The sequence below is a fragment of the Paenochrobactrum pullorum genome (assembly GCF_041929845.1).
Classification (GTDB): domain Bacteria; phylum Pseudomonadota; class Alphaproteobacteria; order Rhizobiales; family Rhizobiaceae; genus Paenochrobactrum; species Paenochrobactrum pullorum.
On the sequence record NZ_JBHEEH010000006.1, the window covers coordinates 1 to 12,894 of the forward strand.

A 12,894-nucleotide genomic window follows, 5' to 3' on the forward strand; every position below is an offset into this window, starting at 1 on the left:
GCTGTCTGCCGCTAGCAGCGCCGCCGCCCTCGTTGTTCGCCTTATAGGGCAACCAATCTAAAACTGTCAACGACAATCTTACAAAAATTACAATTTTCTTTTCAACAGGGAAAACGAACAAAATTAACCAAATCGAAACACAAAACCATAACCAATCAAGGAATCGAAATACTGCGGATTATGAGGCTGATTTATACACTCTATATATAGGGGACAAATTTCGGCCTTCAAGGGCGACCATATCAAGCTTTCCTTGCTTGCATCACGTTTTTTCACTAGGGGTGAAAAAACGATTTCAATCCGAGACCCATACCATGCTGCGACGCCTTTATGACTGGACAATCTCTCTTGCTGCCAGAAAGTCAGCCGAATATTGGCTGGCGATCATCGCTTTTGTTGAAAGCTCAGTCTTTTTGATTCCCGCCGATGTGCTTTTTCTGCCCATGGCACTGGCAAAACCGAATAAGGCATGGCGTTATGCGTTCATCGCCACCGTCGCATCCGTGCTGGGTGGCATAGCCGGATGGTTTTTAGGTCATTATGCTTATGAAGCGATCGCAAAACCTGTGCTCGAACTTTATGGCAAATTGGATTCGTTTGAACATTTGCGTGGCACCACCAGTGCAGATACGATTCTGCTACTGCTGATCACATCCGGCCTTGCGCATTTACCGCCCATTAAAGTGGTAACGATTCTGTCCGGTGCGGCAGGTGTAAATATCTGGCTTTTTATTGCGTCAGCGATTGTAGCGCGCGGTGCCCGTTTCTTTTTCCTCGCCTGGCTTTTAAAACGCTACGGTGAACCTATTCGTGATTTTATCGAAAAACGTCTTGGAATGCTGGCTGGCCTTGCTGCTGCCATATTGATCGCACTTTTCTTCGCGGTAAAATATTTCCACGCTTGATAATTAAGAGTACAAAAAAATGAGCCTCAGCCTTAAAGCACTCAATCATCCGCTGGATAAAATCCAGACCGCGACAGCTGCCATTTTGTTTATTGGCATGGCTGGCACAGTCGGTACAGCTTTGGCATTTGAACATTGGGGCGGTTTTATGCCGTGCAAATTGTGCCTTGAACAACGCACTCCTTATTATGTCGGCATCCCGCTGATGGCTGCCGCGTTTCTTTTCGCCAAAGCCAAGTGGTCACCTGTGCTGACCCGTGTGCTTTTGCTGATTGGCGCATTGCTGATGAGTTACGGGTTGATGCTTGCAATTTTCCACACCGGCGTTGAGCTGAAATATTGGCCCGGCCCTGCTGATTGCAGCACCGCATCAATGTCAATCACCACTGAAGCTGGCAGTCTGCTTGGCAATATCAACAAGATCCGCCCTGCTGCCTGTGATGAAGCGGTCGGCCACTTTCTCGGCCTGTCATTTCCGGGTTGGAATATTGTAGCAAGCCTGCTTTTTGCGGTCATCGGTTTCTTTGGCGCGTTTTCTACCCGTAAAGCTTAAATTGAACTAAGGCTCCAGCTCGGCATCCCAGTATAAAAAGTCGAGCCAACTTTGATGCACATGATTGGGCGGAAACATCCGCCCATTCGCATGCAATTGCTGCACACTCGGCTGATATGGTTTTTGACGCGGCCACATTTTGGCGGTAGCCGGCATCACGCCGCCTTTTCTGAAATTACAGGGCGAACAAGCCGCCACAATATTCTCCCATGTGGTTTCACCGCCATGGCAACGCGGAATAACATGATCGAACGTCAATTCATGCGATGAGCCGCAATATTGGCACTCGAACTTATCGCGCAGGAAGACATTAAAGCGGGTGAAGGCTGGATAACGCGGCGGCTTCACATAAGATTTCAGGCAAATCACACTTGGCAAGCGCATGGAAAAGGAAGGCGATGCCACTTCATGTTCATATTCGGCAACGATATTGACCCGATCAAGAAACACTGCCTTGATCGCGTCCTGCCATGACCACAATGATAAAGGGTAATAGCTGAGCGGCCTGTAATCCGCATTCAGCACCAATGCCGGCAAGCCGTTGGGAGAAACAGCTATAGTCAAGTAACACCTCCTACAGTTCTATCAAGCATTTGGCCATCGTGCTGAATGAAGCGTGATGGTTTACAAAAACGCGCAGAAATAAAACGTAGAACGGCTCACGAAATACCACGGACTAAATAGGAACCGCCCCAGCAGAAACCTGAAGTGATAATGTAAGGCTGCTGTTACAGAAATGTGAAGCAAAAAACGAAAAAAGGCAGCAATCACGCACAGATATGTGGGTAAGTGATGTAAATCTCACATAACCGATAGAACGGGAGCGGCTTCTTTGCCTCTTGAAGCCGCATAATAAGCCCAGAATAAACGCGCCGCGATCCCGCGCCAAGGCGACCAAGCGCTGGCCAACAGGCTCAATTCTTTTGCACTGGGGCGGGTATCCAAACCAAATGCACGCGCCACGGCCTCCTGCAAGGCCACATCACCGGAGGGAAAAATATCGACATGCCCTTCGGCAAAAAGCAAATAAACTTCCGCCGTCCATGGGCCGATACCGTGAATGGCGGTAAGCTTAGCCATCGCTTCATCCACCGGTAATGCCGTTAAGGACGGCAAATCAAGCTGCCCTTCAATCAGTGCATTTGATAAATGATGAAATGTCTTTTGCTTCGGGCGCGATAAACCGGTCAGTTTCCAAACGTCCGCCCCCTGCTCCAGATAGTTTTCCGGTGTCAACGGATCAATATGCTGCTTGAAACGCGTCCAGATTGCTGCTGCACTGGCAATGGAAACCTGTTGCCCCACAATGATTGAAGCCAGACTTTCAAACCCAGCCGGATTTCGACGTAAGGGCAGTTGCCCCGCATGATCACGAATAGATTGCAGTCGCGGGTCAAGCTGTAGCAAGGCTTCCAAACCTGCTTGCACATCTTCAATTGTATCAATACGCAATTGTTTAAAAACCCCGCTTTTCAATGCAATGCCATACCATAACAGAGCAGAAACAGCACATCACTTATATATAGGTACGCTATTTATTCCATAATGGCACAAATGATGTTCATCTATACCGTATTGACGAAAAGCTCCTGAAGCGCTTCAAGTGGTTAAGACTTTTTACAAGTTAAATCTTAGCATTGATATCGGAGAGCCTGTCATGACCAATTATGTCGAGATTGAAAACCTGCGGGTTGCCCCTGCTCTGGCTGAATTCTTAGAAAAAGAAGCAATTGCAGGCACCAATGTGTCCGTCGATGCTTTCTGGAAAGGTTTATCGGCCATCATTCATGATTTAGGCCCGAAAAACCGTAGCCTTTTGGCAAAACGCGATGAAATGCAGGCAAAAATCGACGCTTGGTATAAAGCCAATCGCGACAGAGCCTACACACAGGCCGAATATCAGGACTTCCTGAAAGAGATCGGCTATCTTTTGCCGGAAGGCGAGGATTTCAAAGTTTCAACCAGCAATGTTGATCCGGAAATTGCCGAACTGGCAGGCCCACAGCTGGTTGTGCCGGTGATGAACGCCCGTTATGCGCTCAATGCCGCCAATGCGCGTTGGGGTTCGCTCTATGATGCGCTTTATGGCACCGATGCAATTTCGGAAGATGACGGCGCAGAAAAATCCGGCGGCTATAATCCAAAGCGCGGCGCCAAAGTTATTGCATGGGCAAAAAACTTCCTCGACCAGAGCACCCCGCTTGCTCAAGGCAAATGGGCTGATGTTACCGCTTTAAGTATTAAAGACGGCAAACTTGTTGTCACCACATCTGCCGGTGAAACCGGTTTGACAGATGCCAGCCAGTTCAAAGGTTATAATGGTGATGCTTCAAGCCCATCATCCGTGCTAGTTGCCAAAAATGGTATGCATGCCGATATCATCATCAATGCAGACCATCCGATCGGCAAAACCGATCCGGCACATATTGCCGATGTAGTGCTTGAATCAGCGCTGAGCACCATTCAGGATTGCGAAGATTCCATTGCTGCGGTTGATGCCGAAGATAAAGTGACCGTTTATCGCAACTGGCTCGGCCTGATGAACGGCAAACTGGAAGAAAGCTTCGAAAAAGGCGGCAAGACAGTCACCCGCCGTCTCAATGCCGACCGCACATATACTGCTCCTGATGGTTCCGCACTCACCTTGCCAGGTCGCTCGATGATGCTGGTGCGCAATGTTGGTCACCTGATGACCAATCCGGCCATTCTTGACAGCCAAGGCAACGAAGTGCCGGAAGGCATCATGGATGCAGCCTTCACCGGCTTGATTGCACTGCATGATGTGGGGCCAAATGGTCGTCACATGAACTCGCGCGCCGGTTCGGTTTATATTGTTAAGCCGAAAATGCACGGACCTGAAGAAGTGGCTTTTGCCAGCGAACTTTTCACCCGCACCGAAGAAATGCTCGGCATAAAGCCGAACACTCTCAAAATGGGTGTCATGGACGAAGAACGCCGCACCACCATCAATCTCAAAGAGTGCATCCGCGCAGCCAAAGACCGCGTTGTTTTCATCAATACCGGCTTCCTTGATCGCACCGGCGATGAAATGCACACTTCGATGGAAGCAGGCCCGATGATCCGCAAGGGCGACATGAAACAGTCTGCATGGATTGCTGCCTATGAAGCCTCCAACGTTGATATCGGGTTGGCCTGTGGTCTTTCGGGTCACGCGCAGATTGGTAAAGGCATGTGGGCCATGCCGGATCTGATGGCTGAAATGCTGGTGCAGAAAATCGGCCATCCAAAAGCCGGCGCCACCACCGCTTGGGTTCCCTCCCCGACCGCTGCAACCCTTCACGCCACCCATTATCACACTGTTGATGTGGCAGCCGTACAAGAAGAGTTGAAAAAGCGCCCGCGCGCGAAGCTGGAAGACATTCTGTCCGTGCCTGTCGCTACCCGTCCAAACTGGACACCGGAAGATATTCAGGCCGAAATCGACAATAATGCCCAAGGTATTTTGGGTTATGTTGTACGCTGGGTTGATCAGGGCGTTGGCTGTTCCAAAGTGCCGGATATCAACAATGTCGGCTTGATGGAAGACCGTGCGACATTGCGTATTTCAGCACAGCACATTGCCAACTGGCTGCATCATAATATTGTCACTGAAGAACAAGTAATGGAAACCATGAAACGCATGGCTGCCATCGTTGACAAGCAAAACGCGGGCGATCCGCTTTACCGCCCGATGGCGCCTGACTACGATAAGTCGATCGCTTTTCAGGCCGCTTGTGATCTCGTGTTCAAAGGACGTGAGCAGCCAAACGGCTACACTGAGCCAGTTCTGCATGCCCGTCGTCTGGAGCTTAAAGCCGCAAGCTAATTGTTGATGCAGAATTAAAACTGAAAAGTCCGGAAACGTGTGTTTTCGGACTTTTTCTTTTTCTGTTTTGAAAATGTCCAAATGCCAAAGGCAACCCTCATCAAGAATTGACATCACGACGAACAATCACTAGTTTAGAATTATTCTAAACTGTAGGTATATTATGTTTTCACGTTTTCTCCGCCCATCCCGTCGTTCATTCAGCTCGCTCTCCGAACAGGAAATTTTGGCACTCGCCATTTCATCAGAAGAAGATGACGCGCGCATCTATCAGGCTTATGCCGATGGTTTGCGGGAAGAGTTTCCACAATCGGCCAAGATTTTTGAACAAATGGCAGAAGAAGAACATGGCCATCGCGACAGTTTGATCGAGCAACATCGTCGCCGGTTTGGCGAACATATTCCGCTCATCCGTCGCGAACATGTCAGTGGCTATTATGACCGCAAACCTGATTGGCTGGTGCGCCCACTCGGCATTGAAAAAGTGCGCGCAATGGCAACACAGATGGAAGAGCAAGCCTACCGCTTTTACATTGAAGCCGCCAAAAATGTGACCGATGCAAGCACCCGTAAATTGCTGGGTGACTTGGCGCAGGATGAGAAAAAGCACGAACATCGTGCCATTGAGCTGGAATCAGAACTCACCCCGACAAACGTTCAGGATGAAGAACAAGCAGCAGAGCGCAAGCAACTGATCCTGACCTATATCCAGCCCGGTCTTGCTGGCTTGATGGATGGCTCGGTTTCAACTCTGGCACCGATTTTTGCTGCCGCTTTTGCCACCCAAGACACATGGCAAACTTTCCTCATCGGCTTATCTGCTTCTGTCGGTGCAGGTATTTCAATGGGCTTTACCGAAGCTGCCCACGATGATGGTAAATTATCAGGTCGTGGTTCACCGATCAAACGCGGTCTTGCCAGCGGTATCATGACCACCATCGGTGGTCTTGGCCATGCGCTGCCATATCTGATTACCGATTTCTGGACAGCGACTTATCTCGCCATCTTCATCGTCTTTATTGAACTGTGGGCGATTGCCTATATTCAGAAGCGCTATATGGAAACACCGTTCTTGCGCGCAGCTTTTCAGGTGGTGCTTGGCGGCGCACTCGTTTTCGCCGCCGGTGTTTTGATTGGTTCGGCTTAAAAATTAAGCGGTTTTGGCCAAAATATCAGATGCAAACGAACGTATAACAATCTGTTCATTGGGCGTTACAGTCAAAAAACTATTGGCGGGTACCGCAATCCAGTTATCCGCCTCATCATCCAAAGGCTCCGACACCACGCACATACCCGACACAGCCGACAGCGCTTTGGTGTAAAGTGAGGGCGCATATTTATCTGTTGCATAGCGCACGGCATAAAGCTGATTACCGTCGGAAAAAGCGGCTGTCAGACGCAAAAACGGCGGAACATCAGCTTTTTGAGCTTCCTCGACAATCAGATTGACGGTTGTTTGTAAGGCTATCATCGGATGTCGATCAAGGCCATATTCCTGCATCAGCAGAAAAATCAGTTCCGAATCTGTTGTTCCGTGCTTGAGCTTATAAACATCATCGGACAAATGCGCTTCCAACCGGCGGCGCAAATGATCAAAATTCCCGATCTGGCCATTATGCATGAAGCTCCAGCGACCCGACACAAACGGATGACAATTGGAACGGTTTGTCAATCCGCCGGTTGATGCACGCACATGGGCTAAAAACAACCGCGAACGGATTTGACGGGAAATGCTCTTTAAATTCTGATCCGACCATGCCGGCAAAATATCACGATAGAGACCCGGCTCAATGCGATTGCCATACCAAGCCACCCCGAAACCATCTCCATTGGTGCGGGTTTTTGCCTGCGTTGCTTCATGACTTTGCGCAATCAGCGAATGGCAGGGCGATGCAATAATATCTTCCAGATAGACTTCAGGTCCAAGATAAGCAGCCCAACGGCACATTGATTTGATCCAGATTAAAGCACATCTATAAGATCATGCTTCGCACAAAACGCCAAGCCCCATGATTTATAAGGATTGAAAAGGCGCTCGGCATGATCTGACGTCAGAATTTCCAGACAAAAATGGCAAAAATAATGTAAATTCAGGTCAAGAAAAAATTAAGATGAAAAAAGTTCTGGGCTTTCTTCACCTCGCGCGTCTTTCTGATATAAGTTTAGCGCTATATACGTTATGAGCGACCTCAAGTTCATCTCCTTTGATGGAAAGGCCTCCCCCATGACCAATTCTACCTCCACCACCGCGTCGCAGCCGACGCTCAATATTATTCGCCTTGAAAGCGCCGTCGGCCTTGATCTGCCAAGCTATGAAACAAGCGGTTCGGCAGGTATGGATATCCGTGCAGCCGTGCCGACCGATCGCCAGATCGTGTTGTTGCCTGGTCGTCGCGCTTTGGTGCCAACCGGTCTCGTTTTTGAAATTCCGGAAGGCTATGAAGTGCAGATTCGTCCGCGTTCCGGTCTCGCCTTTAAACACGGTATCACCTGCCTCAACACCCCTGGCACCATTGATTCCGACTATCGCGGCGAAATTAAAATCCTGCTGATCAACCTTGGTGATGATGATTTCCGCATTGAACGTGGCATGCGTATTGCACAGGCCGTTTTTGCGCCCGTCATCCAGCCGAAAATCGTCGAAAAAACCACTGTCAGCGAAACAGGGCGTGGCGCAAACGGCTTTGGTTCAACCGGTACCGCCTGATTACAATAAAATAAAAACACCGGAAAAAGCTTTATTTTGCCATTTTTCCGGTGTTTCGCCTTTAAAATCTACATTAATTATATTTAAACTTAAGTTCACAATTCAATTTCCACCAATTAAATCAATAAATTAACAAAATTCGCATCCAAGGTGTGCCAAAAGCTCATATTTGCAACATATGCAGAACCCTCTAATAGCCATTATCTCTGCTATGAAGCGATTTCAATATCCATAAGGTTATTTCTACCCGATGAATGATCAACCAGTTATTGCGCCTTCCCCTGCTCTGAAAACAGCACAGAACAAACATCGAAAATCACGTAAACCCGCTTATCTTAAGTGGTTGCTGATCGCTGTCATTGTTGCAGGTGGCGCATTTTGGTACTGGCAAAGTTCAGGGGCGGACCAAGGAACAGGCACGGCGCAACTGACCCAAAAAGTCGTGCGCGGTGACATTGAAAATGCCATTACAGCTGTTGGAACATTAAAAGCGCTCCGCAGTGTCAATGTTGGCGCACAGGTTTCCGGCCAGCTCAAATCGGTCAAGGTCGAGGTCGGTGATCAGGTAACAAAAAGTCAGTTATTGGCCGAAATTGATCCGGCTCCGATTGAAAAACGCGTCGAAATGAGCAGTGCACAGCTTGAAAATCTGGAAGCACAGCTCATAAGCCGCGAAGCACAAGCCAAGATTAAAAAACTGAATGCTGATCGTCAGCGTGCTTTGCTCGCCACACGCGGTGTCTCAAAGGCAACGGTTGAACAAGCCGATGCCGATCAGGTAATGGCCGAAGCAGATGTTAAATCGCTGCGCGCGCAAATTCGCCAACAACAGGCACAAGTCGAGAGCGAGAAAGTCGATCTCGGCTATACCAAAATTTACAGTCCTATGGATGGCACCATCGTCGACCAGCCGGCTAAAGAAGGTGAAACGCTCAATGCCGTGCAAAGTGCGCCAACTGTTGTGACCGTTGCCGATCTCACCATACTGAGTGTCGAAGCACAGGTGTCCGAAGCCGATATCAGCCGCCTCAAAATTGGTATGGAAGCTTATTTCACCCTGCTCGGCCAACCGGGCAAACGCTATCAGGGCAAGTTGCGCCAGATCAAACCGACTCCGGAAGTGCTCAATAATGTCGTGCTTTATTATGCGCTTTTTGACGTGCCCAATCCTGATGACGAACTCAAAATCGATATGAGTGCTCAGGTTTATTTCATTAATGATGCGGCCAAAGATGCTCTTTTGGTGCCGGTTTCCGCTTTGAAAGATGCTCCAAGCGGTAATGGTAAAACCGGCTCGTCCAGTGCAACAGTTTCAGTCGTCACACCCTCTGGTGCCACACAAGAAAAAACCGTTGAAGTCGGTATTCGTAACCGTGTTCAGGCGCAGGTCATCAGCGGGCTTGAAGAAGGCGAAACTGTTATCATCAACAATGCAGCAAGCGGGCAATCCGGCAATCGCAGAAATAATTTCAGACCGGGTATGTTCTAAGGGAGCCGCCTCATGTCTGCATTGATCAAACTCAATAATATCCGCAAGTCCTTTCACAATGGCGATCTGTCGGTGGAAGTACTGCATGGTATTTCGCTGGAAATCCAATCGGGTGAATTTGTCGCCATCATCGGTGCATCCGGTTCCGGCAAGTCAACTTTGATGAATATATTAGGCTGTCTGGATAATCCAAGCAGCGGTCATTACCTGCTGGAAGGTGAAGATGTAGCTGATCTTGCCCCCGATGAACTGGCAGCATTAAGAAGACGCACATTCGGTTTTATCTTCCAAAATTATAATCTTATTCCCACCGCCACGGCGCAGGAAAATGTCGAAGTTCCGGCCATTTATGCCGGTATGTCTTTGAGCGAAAGACAGGCACGCTCTGAAGAACTGCTCACCACCTTAAACCTTGCCGACCGGCTTGATCATCGGCCTAACCAACTCTCGGGCGGTCAGCAACAGCGCGTTTCCATCGCCCGTGCATTGATGAATGGCGGACGCATCATTTTGGCCGATGAGCCAACCGGTGCGCTGGACAGTAAAAGTGGTGATGATGTGATGGCTCTGTTGCGCTCCATGCATGCGCAAGGTCACACTATCATTGTCATTACGCACTCACGCGAAGTGGCAGAACAAGCAGACCGTCTGATTGAAATTAAAGACGGCCATATTCTTGCCGATACCACCAAGTCCATAAAGCCGGTAATTATCCAGACAGAAGCAAGCCGGCAATCTATCGAACATCAGGATAAAAAAAGCCTGATTGGTTTGGGTGATTTAAGTGAATCGATCAAAATGGCCTTGCGTGCGCTTCGAGCCAATTTATTTCGAACCATCCTCACTTTGCTTGGTATTTTTATCGGTGTCAGCTCTGTAGTTGCCATGCTTGCCATTGGCGGCGGCGCTCAAAAATCGATTCTCGATCAAATCAATGCCATGGGTTCCGACCTGTTGTTGATTCGTCCCGGCATGGCCAATTTCCGTGGCAGCGGCGGCATTGCAACGCTTATTCCCGAAGATGCAACCGCGATTGAACAACTGCCCAATGTCAAATTTGCTGTTCCTGAAACCAGTGCCAGCGTCACGCTTCGCTATGGCAATGTGGATTACCAGTCCTCTGTGACCGGCACGGTTCCTGCTTTCACCACATCCAAATCGTGGAAAATGGAACAGGGTGACTTCATCAATGACAATGATCTCAATACCTATGCGCCAGTTATCGCTCTTGGTTCAACGGTCGCAGACACCTTGTTTGCCAATGGCGAAAACCCGATCGGCAAATATATTCTGGTGCAGAAAATTCCGTTTCAGGTGATTGGAGTACTGGCGGAAAAAGGCGGCGGCATGGGTGGTAATGACCAGGATGACATTGCCATTGTGCCGCTAACAACCGGAAATCAGCGCCTGTTTGGTCAAAGACATGTCCGCAACATTACCGTGCAAGTGGAAAATGATGCACTGATCGATGCAACCCAAGATCAAATCCAGGCATTGCTGAATGAGCGCCATCAGCGTGAAGACACTATGATTACCAATATGTCTTCAATTCGTGATGCCGTTACCGAAACATCGAATACGCTGAAAATCTTTTTAGGTTCTATTGCGGCTATTTCGCTGCTGGTTGGCGGAATCGGTGTCATGAATATCATGCTGGTGAGTGTCACCGAACGCACCCGTGAAATCGGTGTGCGCATGGCAACAGGTGCCAGACGCCGCGACATCCTTATGCAGTTCATCACTGAAGCATTGGTCGTTTCAAGTATTGGGGGCGTATTGGGTGTTATGTTCGGCCTGACGATTGCTTTTATCGCCGAAGTCATGGGGCTGACCATTCAATATAGCCTCAGCCCTGTTTTACTGGCTTTTGGCTCGGCTTTCGCAACTGGTCTGATCTTTGGTTATCTGCCTGCCCGCAAAGCTTCAAGATTATTGCCGGCTGTGGCACTATCCAGCGAATAGTGCCACAAGGCGTTATTTCAATTGCATTAGCTGCGTCCGGTAAAGCGGATCGGAACTGTAATCGGCATACGCGATTTAGCCATCGCTGCCGGTGGGGCTGGTACGGGTGATGCGCGCTGTACAGTTTGCAGTGCCAGCTGATCAAGTTTAGGATCGCCAGAGGAGCCGGAAACACGTGCCGAAAGCACCTGACCGGACGGATCGATCACAAAGCTGATATTCACAATGCCCTTGGCACCCGATCCCATACCGCGTGACAAGAAACGACGCTGACGTTCCAAATGCGCCTGCAATTTTGAGACCCATTTGTCCGAACTAATACCCGGATTGCCGGCAGACTGACCATTGCGGTTGGCCGCAATTTTTGCGCCGTCCTTGGCCGCAACAGACGGTGTTGCCGCTCTGCTGTTGTCAGGTGCTTTTTCGGTTTTCTTAGGTTTTGGTTTCTCAACACGTTTTTCGACTGGTTTTTCCTGTTTTTTCTCAACAGGTTTCGGGCGTTCAACCGGTTTTTCAGCTGGAAGCGGTACAGCAACCTCCGGCTCTGGTGCTTCCACAATATCAGGGATGATTTCTTCTGGTTCCGGCTCGGGTTCTGGTTCCGGTTCCGGCTCCACGACAGGCTCCGGCTCTGGCTCCGGTTCAACCTCCGGCTCTGGTTCCGGTTCCACTTCAGCCAGTTCCTGCACCATATCAGGCTGCACAACATCAGCCTCATCTTCTGCTATCGGTGCTTCAGGCTCCGGCTCAAACTCGATCATGATCGCTGCGGGAGGAGAGCCATCCATGACGTCTTCAGGCTGCATTGAATGCACGACATAAGCACCAGCGGCATGCGCGCATAAAACAATGGCACCAGCACCAATCCAACGCGCAGCATCCACCCATCCTGAACGGGTATCGTCCATGGAAACCGGTCTGATACGCGGATGTTCAGGCGGCATTTTCAGCATTAGTTCGTCCCCGATCCGTTAAGAGCAGGGGCAGGTGTTTCACCTGCATTGTCGTTTTGAACTGAATTATCCGGTGCACTGACAGTTTCAAGACCAACCAGCGCAATTTTCAGATATCCCGCTTCACGCAGCAAATTCATAACGCGCATCAGCTCACCATAACCGACAACCTTATCGGCACGTAAAAAGATACGTGTATCTTTATTATTTTCTGAAACTTTGTCCAGAAAACCACCGATTTCTTCCCGGTTTACCGGATCGTTGCCAATATTGAGTGACAAGTCATCTTTCAACGTCACATAAACCGGCAAATCAGGGCGTGGCTGGGACGCCGCATTCGATGCCGGCAAATCCACATTCACATCCACGGTTGCCAAGGGAGCAGCAACCATGAAAATGATCAGGAGAACAAGCATAACGTCAATAAAAGGCGTAACATTGATCTCGTGATTCAGGGAAAGATCATCATCTAAATCGCGTAACTTTCCGGCCATGAAAC

General features: G+C 49.3%; 12 protein-coding genes. 7 read left to right on the forward strand and 5 right to left on the reverse strand.

Features of this window, described 5'->3' with window-relative positions; all coding sequences use genetic code 11:
• Positions 1–314 precede the first annotated feature (314 nt).
• Together JNC77_RS10405 and JNC77_RS10410 are read left to right on the forward strand one after the other, a co-directional pair.
• Complete coding sequence (locus JNC77_RS10405) at positions 315–905, forward strand: YqaA family protein (protein WP_374832182.1); 591 nt, start codon at positions 315–317, stop codon at positions 903–905.
• Between the two features lie 19 nt (positions 906–924).
• On the forward strand, positions 925–1,458 hold the full coding sequence (locus JNC77_RS10410) for a disulfide bond formation protein B (protein WP_374832184.1): 534 nt from the start codon (positions 925–927) through the stop codon (positions 1,456–1,458).
• Positions 1,459–1,464: 6 nt separating this feature from the next.
• On the opposite strand, the gene JNC77_RS10415 is transcribed toward JNC77_RS10410, so the two are convergent.
• Entirely contained in the window at positions 1,465–2,022 is a 558-nt protein-coding gene (locus tag JNC77_RS10415) for an HNH endonuclease (RefSeq protein WP_374832186.1), read from the reverse strand.
• A gap of 237 nt (positions 2,023–2,259) precedes the next feature.
• Positions 2,260–2,910, reverse strand: a complete 651-nt coding sequence (locus JNC77_RS10420) for a DNA-3-methyladenine glycosylase family protein (RefSeq protein ID WP_374832188.1) — start codon at positions 2,908–2,910, stop codon at positions 2,260–2,262.
• Positions 2,911–3,115: 205 nt separating this feature from the next.
• Between JNC77_RS10420 and JNC77_RS10425 the strand changes: the two genes are divergently transcribed.
• Positions 3,116–5,284 carry a malate synthase G gene (locus JNC77_RS10425; protein ID WP_374832190.1) on the forward strand — a complete coding sequence of 723 codons (2,169 nt, stop codon included), beginning with the start codon at positions 3,116–3,118 and terminating at the stop codon, positions 5,282–5,284.
• A gap of 163 nt (positions 5,285–5,447) precedes the next feature.
• A complete protein-coding gene (gene mbfA, locus JNC77_RS10430; protein ID WP_374832192.1) occupies positions 5,448–6,431 on the forward strand; it encodes an iron exporter MbfA in 984 nt (327 codons plus the stop codon).
• Positions 6,432–6,434: 3 nt separating this feature from the next.
• On the opposite strand, the gene JNC77_RS10435 is transcribed toward mbfA, so the two are convergent.
• The gene (locus JNC77_RS10435; protein WP_374832194.1) at positions 6,435–7,232 is read right to left on the reverse strand and encodes a class II glutamine amidotransferase; all 798 of its coding nucleotides are present in this window, start codon (positions 7,230–7,232) and stop codon (positions 6,435–6,437) included.
• Between the two features lie 276 nt (positions 7,233–7,508).
• Here JNC77_RS10435 and dut point away from each other — a divergent pair, with 276 nt between their 5' ends.
• The 3 genes from dut (at position 7,509) to JNC77_RS10450 (ending at position 11,442) form a co-directional block, all read left to right on the forward strand.
• Complete coding sequence (dut, locus tag JNC77_RS10440; protein WP_374832196.1) at positions 7,509–7,991, forward strand: dUTP diphosphatase; 483 nt, start codon at positions 7,509–7,511, stop codon at positions 7,989–7,991.
• Positions 7,992–8,241: 250 nt separating this feature from the next.
• Positions 8,242–9,480 (forward strand): efflux RND transporter periplasmic adaptor subunit, encoded by a 1,239-nt coding sequence (locus JNC77_RS10445; protein WP_374832198.1) that lies wholly within the window; start codon positions 8,242–8,244, stop codon positions 9,478–9,480.
• 12 nt (positions 9,481–9,492) lie between these two features.
• On the forward strand, positions 9,493–11,442 hold the full coding sequence (locus JNC77_RS10450; RefSeq protein WP_374832200.1) for a MacB family efflux pump subunit: 1,950 nt from the start codon (positions 9,493–9,495) through the stop codon (positions 11,440–11,442).
• A gap of 26 nt (positions 11,443–11,468) precedes the next feature.
• On the opposite strand, the gene JNC77_RS10455 is transcribed toward JNC77_RS10450, so the two are convergent.
• Positions 11,469–12,395, reverse strand: coding sequence for an energy transducer TonB family protein (locus JNC77_RS10455; RefSeq protein ID WP_374832202.1), 927 nt, complete (start codon positions 12,393–12,395; stop codon positions 11,469–11,471).
• A complete protein-coding gene (exbD, locus tag JNC77_RS10460; RefSeq protein ID WP_374832204.1) occupies positions 12,395–12,889 on the reverse strand; it encodes a TonB system transport protein ExbD in 495 nt (164 codons plus the stop codon). The genes JNC77_RS10455 and exbD overlap by 1 nt, the downstream gene beginning before the upstream one ends.
• Positions 12,890–12,894: the final 5 nt, after the last annotated feature.